This is a genomic window from Paraburkholderia sp. A1RI_3L, assembly GCF_048957895.1.
Taxonomy (GTDB): Bacteria; Pseudomonadota; Gammaproteobacteria; order Burkholderiales; family Burkholderiaceae; genus Paraburkholderia; species Paraburkholderia kururiensis.
On the sequence record NZ_JARCHA010000007.1, the window covers coordinates 131138 to 147235 of the forward strand.

At 67.1% G+C, this 16098-nt stretch carries 13 protein-coding genes; 9 read left to right on the forward strand and 4 right to left on the reverse strand.

Annotated features, from left to right (window positions below; all coding sequences use genetic code 11):
- Genes rbbA through PXJ20_RS19750 form a run of 3 tightly spaced genes read right to left on the reverse strand, consistent with a single transcriptional unit; the run spans position 1 to position 5450 of the window.
- A complete protein-coding gene (gene rbbA / locus PXJ20_RS19740) occupies positions 1-2787 on the reverse strand; it encodes a ribosome-associated ATPase/putative transporter RbbA (protein ID WP_421031979.1) in 2787 nt (928 codons plus the stop codon).
- A gap of 9 nt (positions 2788-2796) precedes the next feature.
- Positions 2797-3870: an HlyD family secretion protein gene (locus tag PXJ20_RS19745; RefSeq protein ID WP_126879131.1), complete on the reverse strand. Its 1074-nt coding sequence runs from the start codon at positions 3868-3870 to the stop codon at positions 2797-2799.
- Positions 3867-5450 (reverse strand): efflux transporter outer membrane subunit, encoded by a 1584-nt coding sequence (locus PXJ20_RS19750; RefSeq protein ID WP_421031980.1) that lies wholly within the window; start codon positions 5448-5450, stop codon positions 3867-3869. Before PXJ20_RS19750 ends, PXJ20_RS19745 begins: the two co-directional genes overlap by 4 nt.
- A gap of 254 nt (positions 5451-5704) precedes the next feature.
- Here PXJ20_RS19750 and PXJ20_RS19755 point away from each other — a divergent pair, with 254 nt between their 5' ends.
- The 4 genes from PXJ20_RS19755 (at position 5705) to PXJ20_RS19770 (ending at position 9814) form a co-directional block, all read left to right on the forward strand.
- Complete coding sequence (locus PXJ20_RS19755; protein ID WP_277598541.1) at positions 5705-6592, forward strand: extracellular solute-binding protein; 888 nt, start codon at positions 5705-5707, stop codon at positions 6590-6592.
- The gene (locus PXJ20_RS19760) at positions 6589-8448 is read left to right on the forward strand and encodes an ATP-binding cassette domain-containing protein (protein WP_421031982.1); all 1860 of its coding nucleotides are present in this window, start codon (positions 6589-6591) and stop codon (positions 8446-8448) included. The genes PXJ20_RS19755 and PXJ20_RS19760 overlap by 4 nt, the downstream gene beginning before the upstream one ends.
- A gap of 177 nt (positions 8449-8625) precedes the next feature.
- Entirely contained in the window at positions 8626-8952 is a 327-nt protein-coding gene (locus PXJ20_RS19765) for a DUF4148 domain-containing protein (RefSeq protein ID WP_033351106.1), read from the forward strand.
- 157 nt (positions 8953-9109) lie between these two features.
- On the forward strand, positions 9110-9814 hold the full coding sequence (locus tag PXJ20_RS19770) for a hypothetical protein (RefSeq protein WP_421031983.1): 705 nt from the start codon (positions 9110-9112) through the stop codon (positions 9812-9814).
- A 13-nt stretch (positions 9815-9827) separates the two neighbouring features.
- Here PXJ20_RS19770 and PXJ20_RS19775 read toward each other — a convergent pair whose 3' ends face one another.
- Positions 9828-10862 (reverse strand): LysR substrate-binding domain-containing protein, encoded by a 1035-nt coding sequence (locus PXJ20_RS19775; protein WP_421031984.1) that lies wholly within the window; start codon positions 10860-10862, stop codon positions 9828-9830.
- A gap of 199 nt (positions 10863-11061) precedes the next feature.
- Between PXJ20_RS19775 and PXJ20_RS19780 the strand changes: the two genes are divergently transcribed.
- The 5 genes from PXJ20_RS19780 (at position 11062) to PXJ20_RS19800 (ending at position 16096) form a co-directional block, all read left to right on the forward strand.
- Positions 11062-12129: an ABC transporter substrate-binding protein gene (locus PXJ20_RS19780; RefSeq protein WP_421031985.1), complete on the forward strand. Its 1068-nt coding sequence runs from the start codon at positions 11062-11064 to the stop codon at positions 12127-12129.
- A gap of 64 nt (positions 12130-12193) precedes the next feature.
- Positions 12194-13279, forward strand: coding sequence for an ABC transporter ATP-binding protein (locus tag PXJ20_RS19785; RefSeq protein WP_421031986.1), 1086 nt, complete (start codon positions 12194-12196; stop codon positions 13277-13279).
- Positions 13266-14138: an ABC transporter permease gene (locus tag PXJ20_RS19790; RefSeq protein WP_421031987.1), complete on the forward strand. Its 873-nt coding sequence runs from the start codon at positions 13266-13268 to the stop codon at positions 14136-14138. Before PXJ20_RS19785 ends, PXJ20_RS19790 begins: the two co-directional genes overlap by 14 nt.
- A gap of 15 nt (positions 14139-14153) precedes the next feature.
- Positions 14154-14951 carry an ABC transporter permease gene (locus PXJ20_RS19795; RefSeq protein ID WP_017775212.1) on the forward strand — a complete coding sequence of 266 codons (798 nt, stop codon included), beginning with the start codon at positions 14154-14156 and terminating at the stop codon, positions 14949-14951.
- Positions 14948-16096: an NAD(P)/FAD-dependent oxidoreductase gene (locus tag PXJ20_RS19800; protein WP_421031988.1), complete on the forward strand. Its 1149-nt coding sequence runs from the start codon at positions 14948-14950 to the stop codon at positions 16094-16096. Before PXJ20_RS19795 ends, PXJ20_RS19800 begins: the two co-directional genes overlap by 4 nt.
- Positions 16097-16098 lie beyond the last annotated feature (2 nt).

Genomic DNA, 16098 nt, shown 5'->3' on the forward strand with positions numbered 1-16098 from the left:
TCAGCGGGCCTGTTTTTTCAGCAGCAGCGCGCTGGCGGAGAGCACCACCACGACCGCAATCGCGATGGGCACGAGCGAGCCGCCCAGCACTTCGATGCCGAGCCCTTTGGAAAACGTGCCACGCGCAATCGTTACGAAATACGTGGTGGGGAACACGGTACCCACCAGCGCGGCGGAGCCCTGCATGGCCGAGACCGGGTTGATGATGCCGCAGAAGTTCACGGCGGGCACGAGCGTGAGGATGGTGGTGCCGAACACGGCCGCCACCTGGCTGCTGATGAACGACGAGATGAAGATGCCGATGCCCGTGGAGGCCGTCACGTAGAGCAGCGACCCCAGCATGAACATGAGCAGGCTGCCCTTGAACGGCACCTGGAACACCGTGAGCGTGACGAACCACAAGAGCATGGCGCTGATCATCGCGAGCGCGACGTAGGGCGCCTGCTTGCCGAGCAGAAATTCGAGCGAGGTGGCGGGCGTCACGTAGAAATTGACGATGGAGCCCAGTTCCTTTTCGCGCACCACGCTCAAGGCCGCGAGCATCGCCGGAATCAGCATGAGCAGCAGCGGAATCATCGCCGGGGCCATAGCCACGAGGCTTTCCACGCCCGGGTTGTAGCGGTAGCGGATTTCCAGCTGGTATTGCCCTGGCATGGCCTGCTTGCCGAGCCGCTCGCGCATCTGCGCCTCGAGCCATTCCGAGTGCAGGCTTTGCACGTAGCCGCGAATGGTTTCGGCCCGCTGCGCCATGGCGCCGTCTATCCACGCGGCGATCTGCACGGGGCGGCCGCGCTCGGCGTCGCGCGCGAAGTTGGGCGGAATCTCGATGGCGAGGCTGACGTCGCCGCTGCGCATGCGGCGGTCCATGTCGGCGTAGTCCTTGATGGGCGGCTTCTCCACGAAGTAGCGCGAGCCTTCGATGTTGAGTACGTAGTTCTGGCTCCCCACCGTCTGGTCGCGGTCCAGCACCGCGAACGAAAGATTGTCGACGTCGAGATTCACGCCGTAGGCCATCACGAACATGAGGATGACGCTGCCCAGCAGCGCGGTCGTGAGCCGAATGGGATCGCGCAGCAGTTCCAGCGTCTCGCGCCGCGCGAAGCTCGCCATGCGGCGAATGTCGAACGTGCTGTCGGGGCGGGACGCCGCGATGCGTTCGAGTCCGCGCGGCAATTCCGCTTCGGGTTCGGGCGGCGGCAGCGGCGCCGGCGGCGGCTCGTTGCCCATGGCGTCCTGCAAATAGCGGATGAACGCTTCTTCCAGTGTCGGTGCGTTACGGCTCGCCACGATGTTCGCGGGCGCGTCGCTCACCAGCACCTTGCCCGCATGCATGAGCGAGATGCGGTCGCAGCGTTCCGCCTCGTTCATGAAGTGCGTGGAGATGAAGATGGTCACGTTGTCCTTGCGCGCGAGGTCGATGAGGATCTGCCACAGCGCGTCGCGCGCGACAGGGTCCACGCCCGACGTGGGCTCGTCGAGAATCAGCATCTCCGGCGAATGGATCATCGCGACGCCGAGCGAAAGGCGCTGGCGGATGCCGAGCGGCAGCGCGTCGGGCAGTTCGTCGAGCACGCTCGCCAGATCGAAACGCTGCACCACTTCTTCGATGCGCGCCGCAATGGCCTCGCGCGGCAGCCTGAAAAGGCGCGCGTGAAGGTCCAGGTTCTGTCTGACCGTGAGTTCGGTATAGAGCGAGAACGATTGCGACATGTAGCCCACGCGCCGGCGCACGTCGATGTCGCCCGCGTCCACGGTGCGGCCGAACAGCGTGGCGTGGCCTTCGCTCTGCGCGAGCAGGCCCGTGAGCATCTTCATCGTGGTGGTCTTGCCGCAACCGTTCGAGCCCAGAAAGCCGAAGATCTCGCCGCGCGCAATGCGAAAGCTCACATGGTCCACGGCCACGAAGTTGCCGAAGCGCATGGTGAGGTCGTCGGCTTCGATCGCGATGTCGGCCTCTTTCGACGGATCGCGCGGCGGGATCTGAATGGCGTGATGGCCCCGGCGTTTCTCTTCGGGCAAGAGCGCGATGAAGGCGGCGTCGAGCGTCGCGGTGCCCGTGCGCTCCAGCAGCGCAGCCGGGCTGCCCGTGGCCAGCACGCGGCCTGCGTCCATCGCCATCAGCCAGTCGAAGCGCGCGGCTTCTTCCATGTAGGCGGTGGCCACCATCACGCTCATGCCGGGCCGCGCGCGGCGGATCTCGTCGATCAGGTCCCAGAACTGGCGGCGCGAGAGCGGGTCCACGCCCGTGGTGGGCTCGTCGAGAATGAGCAGATCGGGGTCGTGGATCAGCGCGCAGCACAGGCTCAGCTTCTGCTTCATGCCGCCCGAGAGCTTGCCCGCGGGACGGTCGGCAAACGGCGCGAGGCCGGTGCTTTGCAGGAGGTCGCGAATGCGCCGCTCGCGGTCCGCACGCCGGTGACCGAACAGCCGGCCGAAGAAGTCCGCGTTCTCGAATACGGAAAGCGTGGGGTAGAGGTTCTTGCCCAGCCCCTGCGGCATGTAGGCGATGCGCGGGCAACTGGTGCGCCGGTGGTGCACGTCGGCCATATCGCCGCCCAGCACGGTGACGTGCCCGGTCTGGATGGCATGCGCGCCCGCGATCAGCGCGAGCAGGCTCGACTTGCCCACGCCGTCCGGCCCGATCAGCCCGACCATGCAGCCCGCGGGAATCTCCACGCTGACCGCGTCGAGCGCCCGCACGTCGCCGTAGGTGAGCGAGACGTCGGTGAGGCTTGCGACGCAAGCCGCCTGCGCGGCGCCAACGGGCGTGGGCGAGAGAACGCTCATGAGCCGGCCTTACTGCGGCACGTTGACCGCAAGCTTCGCGGGCCACGCGGCCTTCTGGTCGATCTTGACCCACGCCACGCCGGGCACGCCGGTCTTCACGAGTTCGAGATGCTTGAGCAGCAGCGTGCGGCTGATCTGCGCCTTCACGCGAAACATCAGCTTTTCGCGCTCGCTCGTGGTTTCCACGGTTTTCGGCGTGAACTGCGCCGTGCTCGCGACGAACGTGACGGTAGCGGGTATGACCCAGCCCGGCGCGGCGTCCAGAATCAGGCGCACTTCGGCGCCCATCGCCACCTTGCCCGCCACGGTTTCGGGCAGGAAGAAGGTCATGTAGACGTCGGAGAGGTCCACCATGTTGAGCACGGTACCGCCTGCCGCGAGCACTTCGCCCGGCTCCGCGACGCGGTACTGCACGCGGCCGTCGCGCGGTGCCGTGAGCTGGCTGTCGTCGATGTCGGCGTTCACGCGGGCCACTGTGGCTTGCGCGGCGGCCACGTCGGAGTGTGCTGCCACCAGTTGTGCGCGCGTGGCGTCCACGGCGGCCTTCGCGGCGGCCACCTGCGCCTTCGCGGCACGCACCGTGGCGTCGGCGCTGCGCATGCGGGCACGGTCGTCGTCGAGTTCCTGCATGGACGATGCCCCTTCGCGCGAGAGCGTTTCGGAGCGCGCCAGCTTGCGTTGCGCGGCATCGAGTTCCGCTTCGCGCTGCGCGACCACGGCCTGGGCGGCCGCCACGTCGCTTTCGCGTTGTGCGATCAGTTGCTCGACGCTCGCCGCGCTGTTCACCGCGCCGCGCTGCTTGGCCTGCGCCTCGTCGAGCTGGGCGTCGAGCACGTTCACGTCCATCTTCGCGAGCGGCTGGCCCGCTTTCACGAAGTCGCCCTCCTGCACGAAGATGCTCTCCACGCGGCCGGCCAGCTTGGTGGCCACGTCGATCTGCGTGGCTTCGATGCGGCCGTTGCCGCTCGCGAAGCCGTCGCCGGGGCCGGCGTCGTGTAGACGCGTCCACGCGTAATAGCCGGCCGTGGCCGCGATCAGCACGAGTGCGGCGGCGGGCAGCAGTTTCCTCGGTTGAAGCTTCATGGCGTGGAACCCTCTTGATTGGAATCTGCGCCGGCCGGCACGCCGCCGCCCAGCGCCGCGAACAAGGCGACGCGGCTCGCCAGCAGCGCGCGGCGCGTCTGCACGAGCTGCTGCTGCGCGGCGAGCAGGTCGCGCTGCGCGTCGAGCACTTCGAGGAAGGGCGTAGCGCCCGTGTCGTAACGCAGCTTCACGAGCCGCGCCCGCTCGCTCTGCGAGGCGAGCGTGGCGCGCGCAATGCGGGTTTGCTGCTCGAGCCAGTCGCGTGCGGAAAGCGCGTCGGCCACGTCGCGAAACGCGGCCTGGATGCTCTTTTCGTATTGCGCCACCGCCTCCTGCTCGCGCGCCTTCGCGAGCGCGAGGTTGCTGCGGTTGCGGCCCGCATCGAAGATGGGCACCGAGAGATTCGGCAGGAACAGCCACGCGCCGTTGGCCGAGCTGAACAGGTCGTGCAGGCCGGTGCTCGTGGTGCCGTAGGAACTCGTGAGCGTGATGCGCGGAAAGAACGCCGCGCGCGCCGCGCCGATGTTCGCGTTGGCCGCGCGCAGCTGATGTTCGGCGGCGGCGATGTCGGGCCGGTTTTCGAGCAGATCGGACGGCAGCCCGGCGCCCAGGTCGGGCCGCACGCTGGCGTCGTTCAACGGCGCGGTGGCCGGCGACAACTGCGCGGGCGCGCCGAGCAGCAGGTCGAGCGCGTGGGCCTCGGTAGCGCGTGCCTGTTCGAGCTGGGCGTCGAGCGTTTCGGCCTGTTGCAGCAGAATTTCCGCCTGCGTGAGATCGAGCCGCGCCACGGCGCCGGTTTCGAAGCGGCGGCGGACAATGCGCAGCGACTCCTGGCGGCTCGTCATGGTTTCGCGCGCCAGCGTGATGCGTTCGTCGTATTCGCGCAGGGCGAGGTAGGCGTCGGCCACCTGGGCGATCAGGCTCACGGTGACGGCGCGGCGCGAGGCGTCGCTCGCGAGGAAGTTTTCCAGCGCCGCGTCTTTGAGATTGCGCACGCGGCCCCACAGGTCCAGCTCCCAGCTGCTTTCCATGACGCTCAGGCTGTAGAAGCTGCCCGTTATCGACGAACTGCCGCCCATGCCCGCAAGAAAGCCCGTGGGCGCGCGAAAGCGGCCATAGGTCGCGCCGGCGTTGACGGTCGGAAACTGGTCCGCGCGCTGGATGCCGTAGCTCGCGCGGGCTTCCTCCACGCGCTGCACGGCCACGCGCAGGTCGCGGTTGTGCGTGAGCGCCTCGTCGATCAAGGCCTGCAGCTGCGGGTCGGGAAAGTAGTCGCGCCAGCTGATCTGATTCACCGACGAGCCGCCCGGGGACGACGCAGCCAGGGCCGACGTGTCGGCGGGCCAGGCTGCGGGCACCGGCGGGGCGGGACGTTCGTAATGCGGCGCGAGCGAGCAGGCCGCGAGTGCGACGGTTAGCGCGGCGGCTAGTGTGGTGGCAAATGAGGTGGAAAGCGCGGGGGAAAACACAGTGGCAAGCGTGCTGGCCACGGCCGATGCCGCGGCCCGGCGCGACAGCGCGCCTGACCGTTGGCGGGTCACGTGCGGCGTTTCGGGGGCGGTGTGCAGGGGTAGTGTCATGACCGGGTCATTGCCGATGGACAGATTCGATCGAGCGCAACAGCGGGCGGCGCAACTGAATTTTTGCCTTGTCTGACTTTTGACCCTTGATCTGCGTCAGTAGCGGCATGATCGACCGTCCGGGCGACGGGCAAGGCGGGCCGGGGCGCGCACGGAATGCGCGACAGAAGGCGCGACAGAAGGCGCGACAGAAGGCGCGACAGAATGTGGAAGCGTCGTAATATATCGCTCTCTATAACGGTACGGGGAAGGCCATGTTGCGCAAGCTCGTTGTTTGCGGCGTGTTGTTGAGTTCAATGTTGGGTCTCGTGGCGCCAAAGAGCGCCCGGGCGGCCGACGAGGGAACCGTCAACGTTCTCTACGCGGGCTCGCTCGTCAATCTCATGGAGCGCAGCGTCGGTCCCGCGTTCGAAAAGGAAACCGGCTTGCGCTTTCGCGGCTACGCGGCGGGGTCGAACAAGATCGCCAACGAAATTCGCGGCAAGCTGCGGCGCGGCGACGTGTTCATCAGCGCGAGCCCGAAGGTCAACGCGAGCCTGACGGGCGCGGCCAACGGCGACCACGTGAGCTGGTACGTGAACTTCGCGGAGTCGCCGCTGCTCGTCGGCTACAACCCGCAGAGCCGCTTTGCCGCGGCCTTCAAGTCGAAGCGCTGGGACCAGGTGTTGCAGGAGCCGGGCATCCGCATTGGCCGCACGGACCCGAAGCTCGACCCCAAGGGCGCGTTCACGGTTGAACTCATGACGAAGGCCGCGCAGCTGTATGGCCAGCCCGACCTCGTCGAAAAGACGCTCGGCGCGCCCGAGAACCCCAATCAGGTGCTGCCCGAAGAGACCCTGGTGGGCCGGCTGCAATCGGGCCAGCTCGATGCCGGCTTCTTCTATTCGACCGAGACCTCTGACCTCAAGATTCCCGCGGTGCACCCGGCGCCTGAATTGCAGATCAAGGCGAGCTACACGCTCACCATTCTGTCCGACGCGCCGAACCAGGCGGGCGCCACGCGCTTCGTCAACTTCCTCTTGAGCGCGCAGGGCCGCGCGCTGCTGCACGAGCATGGCGTCGACGTGATCCGCCCGAAGGTGGTCGGCAACGTGCAGGCCATGCCGTCTTCGGTGCAGGCCGTCATCGACGCCGCCCAATGAAGCGCACGGCAGGGCGGCCGCTCTTCGCGCTCGCCATCCTGCTCGCGGTCTATCTGTGCGCGCCGTTCGTGGCGAGCGTGCCGCAGATCGGGCACGCGGACTGGGCCGGCGTGGACTGGCGGGCGACGTGGTCCGCGGTAGGCGTGTCGGCTGCGAGCGCGAGCGTGGCGGCGCTCGTCATTCTGGTGGGCGGCGTGCCGCTTGGTTACTGGCTTGCGCGTTCGTCGTCGCGCGGCATGGCGCTGCTCGGCTTCGTCGTGCAGTTGCCGCTGGCGTTGCCGCCGCTCACGAGCGGCGTGCTGCTGTTGTTTCTGCTCGGCCCGTATAGCTGGATTGGCCGCCTGACGAACGGCGTGCTCACCGATTCGTTCGCGGGCATCGTGCTCGCCGAAACGTTCGTGGCCGCGCCGTTTCTGATCGTGGCGGCGCGCTCGGCGTTCGCGTCCATCGACCCTGTGTTCGAAGACGTCGCGGCCACGCTGGGGCACCGCGCGGGCAGTCGCTTTTTTCGCGTGGCGCTGCCTGTGGCGTGGCCCGCGATTCGGGCGGGGCTCGCGCTGGCCTGGCTGCGCGCGTTCGGCGAATTCGGCGCGACGGTGATGGTCGCGTATCACCCGTACTCGCTGCCCGTGTACACCTACGTCGTCTTCGGTGGACAGGGCTTGCCCGCGATGATGCCGCTGCTGCTGCCCACGCTCGTGATCGCCGTGGCGTGCGCCATGCTCTCCGTGTACAGCCGCGGCGTGCGCGATACGAAGACCCTGGCGCGGCCCGCGAACGGCGACGAGGCGGCATTCGCGCCGGCGTGTTCCGTGGCGGACGCGGCGGCGCAGCGTCTGCCGATGAATCTGACGTTGAGTCTCACGAAGCATCTCGGCCCGTTCAGCCTCGACGTCCACTGGGCGCCCACGACGCGCCGCCTCGCGATCATCGGGCCTTCGGGCTCCGGCAAGTCGCTCACGCTGCGCCTCATTGCGGGCCTCGAACACAACGAAGCGGGCAGCGTACAACTGGGCGAACGCGACCTCGGCGCCTTGCCGCCGGAGCGTCGTCAGGTGGGGTACATGCCGCAGGATTACGGGCTCTTCCCGCACATGACGGTGGCGGCGCAACTGGCCTTTCCCGTGGATGCCGATGCCGTGGGTGCGCGCTACTGGGTCGAGCATCTCGGCCTTGCCACGCTGCTCGGCAGGCTGCCGCATCAACTCTCGTTCGGGCAGCGCCAGCGCGTGGCGCTTGCGCGCGCCTTGACGCGCCACAGTCACGTGCTGCTGTTCGACGAACCGTTCTCCGCGCTGGATACGCCGCGTCGCCGCCGCTTGCAGCGGTCGCTGCGCGAGTTGCAGCGCGAGCTCTCGGCGGTCACGGTGATCGTCACGCACGACCCCGACGAGGCCGCGCTGCTCGCCGACGAAGTGCTCGTGCTGGAACGTGGCCGCGTGCTCCAGGCGGGCACGGTGGAGCACGTCTTCAGCCGGCCGGCGAACATGCGCGTGGCGGACCTGCTGGGGCTGCGCAACGTGGGCAGCGGCGTGATGCGTGCGCCGGGCGTGATCGAGGTGAACGAACGGCTCGCCATCGAAACGTCGGACCGATCCATCGCGGTGGGCGAGCACGTGATGTGGCGTGTGGCGTCGCACGCCGTGCGACTCGAAGAAGGGCCGCGTGGGTTCGACGCGCGGGTGGAATCCGTCGAACTGCGCAACGGCGAGCGCTTCGCGCGCGTGGAAGTGGAGGGCGTGTCGTTCGATTTCGCGGCGGGCGAGACGGCGCTCGTGGAGCAGGCGCCTTGCCGGGTGGTGGTCGAGCCTGAGGGCGTAGCGGTGTGGAAGCAGGCAGTGCAGACGCAGGCATGACGGCGCAGCCGCACCCGACCCCACGCCGATTTAGATAACAAACTTGTAATCCACGGGTCAGCTTCTGGACAGTGCGGGAACACCAGAATGGGTACAACTCTTCACCGACCACAGCGTGGAGAGCCCGAAGGCCGGTCCATGGTGGACACGGCCGCTATGCTCCCGGAGGTGAATACCATGAAGACCCTGATCCGTGCCCTGCTGCTCTCCTGCGCCCTGAGCGCGCCCGTCCTTGCTTTCGCGCAGACCGCGAATGCGCCCGTCACGCGTGCCGAAGTGCGTGCCGACCTGATTCAGGTGGAAAAGGCCGGCTATCGGCCGGGCAACAACGACGTGCACTACCCGTCCGACATCCAGGCCGCCGAAGCGAAGGTGGCCGCGCAGGACGACAGCACGCTCGCCATGCAGTCGATGGGCGGCATGGCGGCGGGTAGCGCGCAATCCGGCGTGGCCGCCGCATCCTCCACGACCACCAGCACGCCGTCGCTCTTCCTGCACCATTGAGCCGCGACCGCGCGCCACGCCGTGTTTCGTCAGAGAAGCGCGTGGCGCGCCACCCAGGCCATGCACCACACACCCCGCATGGCGCCTAAAATCAGGAACACCGCCGGTCCGTATCTGGCATCCGGCACGCGGGTTCTTCTCCTGAGGACAGGCAGCCATGAATGCTCGAGACGTCCGTTTAGTTCGACCTCTCGCCGCGGCGTTGTCCGCGGCTGCTCTCGTTACGTCCGTCTCGCTCGCCTCATGCAACGGCACGGCGTGCTTCGGCATGGACAGCTGCGGCGGCGGCACAGGCCCGCTGCCGAGCGTCGGCGTTTCGGGCACGGCCGCGACGGGCCGGGCGCTCGCCGGCGCCGTGTTGAGTTTCGGTTGCGCGGACGGTTCCGCCTCCACCACATCGGACAGCGGCGGGCGTTACAGCGTCACGTTCAATGCCTCGCTTCCCTGCATTCTGGCCGCAAGCTCGGCCGGCACGACGCTGCATTCGGTGGTCTTCGCAGGCGGCACGATCAACACGACGCCGGAGACCGAGCTCATGCTCGTCTACCTCGCGGCGCAACTCGGCACATCGGTGAGCGGTCTTGTCGCCAGCTTGCCGAACAATACGCACTTCCAGCAGGCGCTTTCGAACGGGACCAACGTGCTGGCGGCGCAGTCCGCCGTGGTCGCGAACCTTCAGCAGCGCTACGCCGTGACGCTTGCGCAGCCGTCGTTTCTCACAACGCCGTTCGTCGTGGGGCAGCCTGGCGTGGATAGCGACCTCGATGCGCTCGCGAAGGCGGGCGCCATCGATTCCAACGGCCTGCCTGATGCCGCCGCTGTTTCGCTGCTGGCCCAGGCGGGCAGCGCGCATCCGCTGTAGCTGGCGGCAGCACTCAGCCCGCGGACCGCAGACGCCGCGCGGGCGTCGATTTAAGCGTACGGCTGCCGCTGCGGTCGTTGCTGCGGTCGTTACTGCGGTTATCACTGCCGCTGCCGCGCGGCTGACCCGCGCGGTCTTCCGCTACCTTCGCCTTCATTTCATCCAGCAATTCCTCGTGCAACTCGCGCAGCACCTCGACGAATGCGGAGGCCAGCCTGTCGCGCGGACGGTTCGGCGGAAACAGCAGATAGGTGGGAAACAGCACCGCGGGCGAGAACGGACGAATCGCGATGTCGGGCCCCGCGAAGTCGCGCGCCACGATGGGGTGCGCGAGCGTCACGCCCAGTCCGCAGCGCACCAGCTCGCAACAGATCGCGGTGTACTGCGCCTCGATGGCGAGCACCCGTTCCACGCCCGCACGCAGAAACACCTCGTCCATCTGCGTGCGCGTGCCGTCCCCCTGGCATAGCGAAATGAACGACTCGCCTTGCAGGTCCGCGGGGCGAATCACGGCCTTCTTCGCGAGCCGGTGGTGGGCGGGCAGCACGCACAGTGCGGGCACTTTCGAAAGCGGCTCCACTTCGCAGTTCGATGCTTCGCTGATGTAGACCGCTACGCCCAGGTCGCAGAACTGCGAGGCGGTCCAGTGATTCACGGTGCCCGACGTGTTCACATGCAGCGACACGGTGACTTCGGGATAAAGCTTCTGAAACCGCTTGATGGCATGCGGCACGAGCGTGAGCCCCGCTGAGGGCATGGCCGCAATGCGCAGGCGCCCCGTGCCCAGGTTGCGGATCTGCGTCGCCGCATTCGTGAGCCCTTGCAGGCCCACGTATGCACGCTCCACTTCGCGAAAGAACGCGGTGCCCTCGCTCGTCGGAATGAGCCGCACGCCCGTGCGCTGAAACAGCGTGAGCCCGGTCTCGCGTTCCAGTTGCGAAATCAGGCGGCTCACGTTCGGCTGCGAGGTGAAGAGCGCCTTGGCCGCCGCGGTCATCGACCCTGCCACCATCACTGCCCGAAACGCCTCGATGTGCTTGAGATTCAACGTTGGTTCTCCTGTTTCCGTGCGACCGCACGCCCGTATTCGCCTGCGTCGGGACAAACCCTAGGGTATATCAACCCGGTATAGGTCGGTATTTTATTCGTATTGGACGATATGGCTTGCAGCGCGCGAGACTTCGATGCATCGGCGTGAGGCACACAGCCGAACCACCGCTACCCACATACGAATGGAGATCGTCGTCATGAAGAAAGCGTTGCGCCAGCGTTCCCTTTCAATGCCGCACGTGCTTGCCGCCGCGCTGGCCGTCGCGGGCGTCTTCGCCACGACGCTTGCCGCGCAGGCTGAAACCACGCTGTACGTCGCGAACGTCGGCGGCTCCAACGAGCAGCTCTATCGCCAGAAGATCATTCCGCCGTTCGAGAAAGCGCATGACGTGAAGATCGTCTACGTCGCGGGCAATTCCAGCGACACGCTCGCGAAATTGCAGGCGCAAAAGGGCCACCAGCAGATCAACGTCGCCGTGATGGACGACGGCCCCATGTACCAGGCCATGCAACTCGGCCTGTGCGCGAAGGTGGAAGACGCGCCTGTCATGAAAGACCTCTATCCGCTCGCACGCCTTGGCGCGACGGCGGTGGGCGTCGGCATGGTGGCAACGGGCATCGGCTACAACGAACAGGCGTTCAAGAAGCTGGGCCTGCCCGCGCCGGATTCGTGGAAGGTGCTGGAAGACCCGCATGTGAAGGGCAAGCTCGGCGTGCCGCCCATCACGAACACCTACGGTCTGCACACACTCGTGATGCTCGCGCGCATGAACGGCGGCGGCGAAAAGAACATCGACCCCGGTTTTACCGCGATGACGAAGCAGGTTGCGCCCAACGTGCTTTCGTGGGCGCCCACGCCCGGCGAAATGGACGGGCTCATGCAGTCGGGCGACGTGATCGTTGCGCCGTACGGCAGCGGCCGCGCGGTGGCGCTGCAAAACACGGGCTTCCCGCTCAAGTTCATTTACCCGAAGGAAGGCGGCGTCGCGCTGCAGGTGGCCGCCTGCGTGCTCGCGGAAAACGCGCAGCCGCAGCTTTCGCAGCAGTTCGTGCAGTACCTGCTGAGCCCCGAAGTGCAGGTGTTGCAGGCGCAGGGCATTGGCCTCGGTCCCGTGAACAAGACCGTGAAGCTTTCGCCCGACGTTGCCGCACGCGTGCCGTATGGCCCCGATCAGATCGCGAAGCTCACGACAGTGGATTGGACCACGATCAATCAGCATCGCACCGAGTGGACTGAACGCTGGAATCGCTCGGTCGAGCGGTGAGCGGCGCGTTGTATGCAGTCGCGCGCGATGCGCGCGCCTGTGCTTTTGGCAAGGATGAACGTTGATGAGCTTCCTGACCCTGCAAGGCATTTCCAAACGCTACGGCGACTTCACGGCGATCGAGCACATCGATCTTTCGGTTGAGCGCGGCGAGTTTCTCTCGCTGCTCGGGCCCTCGGGCTGCGGCAAGACGACGACGCTGCAGATGGTGGCGGGCTTCGTCTCGCCCACCACGGGCCGCATCACGCTCGATGGCCGCGACATTACGCATGAGCGCCCCGAAAAGCGCGGCATCGGTGTGGTGTTCCAGAGCTACGCGCTGTTTCCGCACATGACGGTGGCGGGCAACGTCGGCTTCGGCCTGGAAATGCGCAAGATGAAGCGCGCGCAGCGCGAGGAGCGTATTGCCGAGGCGCTCGAACTCGTGCGGCTGCGCGGGCTCGATGCGCGCTATCCGAAGGAGCTGTCGGGCGGCCAGCGGCAGCGCGTGGCGATTGCGCGCGCCATCGCGATGCAACCCGAACTGCTGTTGCTCGACGAACCGATGTCGAACCTCGATGCGAAGCTGCGCGAGGAGATGCACATCGAACTGCGCGCCATCCAGAAGCGGCTCGGCATTACCACGATCCTCGTCACGCACGATCAGGTGGAAGCGATGACGATGAGCGACCGCATCGCCGTGATGCACGGCGGCAAGATTGCGCAACTCAGCACGCCATTCGATGCCTACGAGCGGCCCGCCACGCCGTTCGCGTCCACGTTCCTTGGCCGCACCAACACGTTGCAAGGCGAGGTGCTGCGCCGCAATCCGCGCTGCGCCGAAGTGGCGGTGGCGGGCACCACGCTGCACGTGCCGCACGAAGGCCGTCACGTGGATGGCGCCGTGAACGTCTATATCCGGCCCGAGAAGGTGCGGCTCGTGAACGGCGATGCGCGTGCCGGCGATGGACGGTTGATCGGCCGCGTCGTGACGCGTGTGTTCGTCGGCAATCAATGGCTGCTTGTGGTGGACACGGCGCTGGGCCGCATGCACGTGGCCCAGCCTAATTACGGCGCGCCGCCGCCCGACGAAGGCCACGAAGTCGCACTCGCCTGGACCGACGACGACCTGCGCGTGCTGGGCCGGGAGGACACGCATGGCCACGCTTGACGACCCGCGCGGCGGCGCCGCGCCGTGGCTGCTCTCGGCGCCTGCGTTGCTGCTTTTCGTGGGACTGCTGCTCGTGCCGCTGCTGCTCACGTTCATGCTGTCGTTTCATGTGTTCAGCGACGTGGCCGGCGTGCAGCCCGGCTATACGTGGAGCAATTACCTCGAAGTCGTGACGGACCCGTACTACGGCACGATCTTCCTGCGCACGGCCGGCCTCGCGTTTGCCGTGACGCTGCTCTCCATCGTGCTCGGCGTGCCGGAAACCATCGTGCTCGCGCGCATGCGCCGGCCGTGGCAGTCCATCTGTCTGCTGATCGTGCTGGGGCCGCTGCTTATTTCGGTCGTGGTGCGCACGCTGGGCTGGCAGATCCTGCTCGGCAACAACGGTGTGATCAACAGCGTGCTGCGCGCGCTCGACGTGACCGACGAACCCATCCGCTTCGTCTTCACGATGACCGGCGTGATCATCGCGCTTACGCACGTGCTGGTGCCGTTCATGGTGATGTCGGTGTGGGCGACGCTGCAAAAGCTCGATCCGCAGGTGGAGTGGGCCGGGCGTTCGCTCGGAGCGTCGCCGCTGCGCGTGTTCCGGCGCGTGGTGCTGCCGCAGATTCTGCCGGGTGTGCTCTCGGGTTCCATCATCGTGTTCGCACTGTCGGCCTCCGCGTTTGCCACGCCCGCGCTGATCGGCGGGCGTCGCCTGAAAGTGGTGGCCACGGCCGCGTACGACGAATTTCTCGGCACGCTGAACTGGCCGCTCGGCGCGAGCATCGCGGTGCTGCTGCTGGTGGCGAACGTGGCGATCGTAATGGGGTGCAGCCGCCTCGCCGAACGTCGTTTCAAGCACATCTTCGACTAGCGCCACGGAGACGCCATGAAACAAAATGGATTCCTGGGCCTTGCCTACAACGCGTTGTTTCTCACGTTCATTCTTGCGCCGCTCGTCGTCGTGATGCTGGTCGCGTTCACGGACAAGGGCTATATCTCGATGCCTTTTGACGGCGCCTCGCTGCGCTGGTTTCGCGCGATCCTGGAAAACGGCGACATCGTCTCGGCCTTCTGGCTTTCGGTGCGGCTCGCGTTCGCGGCGGCCACCATCGGCGTGGTGCTCGCGGTGCCCGCGGCGCTCGCGATTGCGCGCTACCGCTTTCCGGGCCGCGGCGCGCTGATGGGCTTTTTCCTCTCGCCCATGATGATTCCCGCTGTCGTGCTCGGCATCGCGTTTCTGCGCTTTCTTTCGCTGCTGAAACTGGGCGGCTCGTTCTGGGCGCTCGTTGCCACGCACGTGGTGATCGTGCTGCCGTATGCGCTGCGGCTGGCGCTTTCGTCGGCGGTGGGGCTCGACCGCGATGCGGAGCGTGCCGCGCTTTCGTGCGGCGCAAGCCGCTTCACCGCATTTCGCCGCGTGGTGCTGCCGATGATCCGCACGGGCGTGGCGGGCGGCTGGCTGCTCTCGTTCATCCAGAGCTTCGACGAACTCACGATGACCATTTTCGTCGCGACGCCGGGCACCACCACACTGCCCGTCGCCATGTACAACCAGATCGCGCAGACCATCGATCCGCTCGTCACGTCGGTGTCGGCGGTGCTGATCGTGGGCACTGTCGTGCTGATGGTGGTGCTCGACCGGCTGGTGGGCCTCGATCGCATCCTGATTGGAGAAGTTCGATGACGTCTGCTGTGCAAACCAGCGCCGACGTGCTCGTCGTGGGCGGCGGCCTCGTCGGCTCCGCCGTGGCCTACGGCCTTGCCCGCGAAGGCGCGCGCGTGACGGTGCTCGATGAAGACGACGGCGGCTTTCGTGCGTCGCGTGGCAACTTCGGCCTCGTGTGGATTCAGGGCAAGGGCTACGGGCTCTCGCCGTATGCGCGCTGGTCGCGCAGTTCGGCGGTGCGCTGGCCGTCGCTGGCGGCGGCGTTGCTCGAAGAAAGCGGCGTGGACGTTGCGTTGCGCCAGCCCGGCGGCTTCCACTTCTGCTTTTCCGACGACGAACTCGCCGAGCGCGAGCGGCGCCTTGCCACCTTGCGCGACGAACTGGGCGAGTACCCGTTCGAAATGCTCGATCACCGCGAAGTGCGCGAGCGGTTGCCCGACGTAGGCCCCGCCGTGCTGGGCGCGAGCTACACGCCGATGGACGGCCACGTGAATCCGCTCAAGCTGCTGCGCGCACTGCACGTGAGCATGCAGCGGCGCGGCGTGCGGCTCGTGTCGGGCGAGCACGTTGCGCGCATCGATGCGGCGCCAGGCACGCAGGGCGGCTTCGTCGTGCACGGCCGGCATGGCACGTATCGCGCGGCGCGCCTCGTGCTGGCCGCGGGGCTCGGCAATCGCGCGCTCGCACCGCTGGTCGGACTCCATGCACCCGTGGCGCCGAATCGCGGCCAGGTGCTGGTCAGCGAACGCGTCGCACCGTTCCTTCACTACCCGACGCTGAACGTGCGGCAGACCGACGAAGGCACCGTGCAATTCGGCGATTCGATGGAAGAGGTCGGCTTCAACGACTTCACGACCACGCGCGTGCTGAGCGACATCGCACAACGCGGCGTGCGTGCGTTTCCGATGCTGCGTCACGTGCGCCTCGTGCGCATGTGGGCCGCGCTGCGCGTCTACAGCCCCGACGGTTTTCCGATCTACGACCAGTCCGAAGCGCATCCGGGCGCGTTCGTCGTGACCTGCCACAGCGGCGTGACGCTCGCCGCGGCGCACGCGTTGCGTATCGCGCCGTGGATTGCAGGCGCGCAGCCCATGCCCGACGAACTGCCGGCTTTTTCTGCGCGCCGCTTCGAAGGCGCGGCTGAACCGATCCTCGCTCACTGACA

Bases quoted from the DNA above. Each gene is read 5' to 3' on its own strand.
- PXJ20_RS19780 (WP_421031985.1), top strand. From the start codon at position 11,062: ATGAAGAAAGCGTTGCGCCAGCGTTCCCTTTCAATGCCGCACGTGCTT.
- PXJ20_RS19760 (WP_421031982.1), top strand. From the start codon at position 6,589: ATGAAGCGCACGGCAGGGCGGCCGCTCTTCGCGCTCGCCATCCTGCTC.
- PXJ20_RS19770 (WP_421031983.1), top strand. From the start codon at position 9,110: ATGAATGCTCGAGACGTCCGTTTAGTTCGACCTCTCGCCGCGGCGTTG.
- PXJ20_RS19785 (WP_421031986.1), top strand. From the start codon at position 12,194: ATGAGCTTCCTGACCCTGCAAGGCATTTCCAAACGCTACGGCGACTTC.
- PXJ20_RS19800 (WP_421031988.1), top strand. From the start codon at position 14,948: ATGACGTCTGCTGTGCAAACCAGCGCCGACGTGCTCGTCGTGGGCGGC.
- PXJ20_RS19755 (WP_277598541.1), top strand. From the start codon at position 5,705: ATGTTGCGCAAGCTCGTTGTTTGCGGCGTGTTGTTGAGTTCAATGTTG.
- PXJ20_RS19765 (WP_033351106.1), top strand. From the start codon at position 8,626: ATGAAGACCCTGATCCGTGCCCTGCTGCTCTCCTGCGCCCTGAGCGCG.
- PXJ20_RS19745 (WP_126879131.1), bottom strand. From the start codon at position 3,870: ATGAAGCTTCAACCGAGGAAACTGCTGCCCGCCGCCGCACTCGTGCTG.
- PXJ20_RS19795 (WP_017775212.1), top strand. From the start codon at position 14,154: ATGAAACAAAATGGATTCCTGGGCCTTGCCTACAACGCGTTGTTTCTC.
- PXJ20_RS19790 (WP_421031987.1), top strand. From the start codon at position 13,266: ATGGCCACGCTTGACGACCCGCGCGGCGGCGCCGCGCCGTGGCTGCTC.
- PXJ20_RS19750 (WP_421031980.1), bottom strand. From the start codon at position 5,450: ATGACACTACCCCTGCACACCGCCCCCGAAACGCCGCACGTGACCCGC.
- rbbA (WP_421031979.1), bottom strand. From the start codon at position 2,787: ATGAGCGTTCTCTCGCCCACGCCCGTTGGCGCCGCGCAGGCGGCTTGC.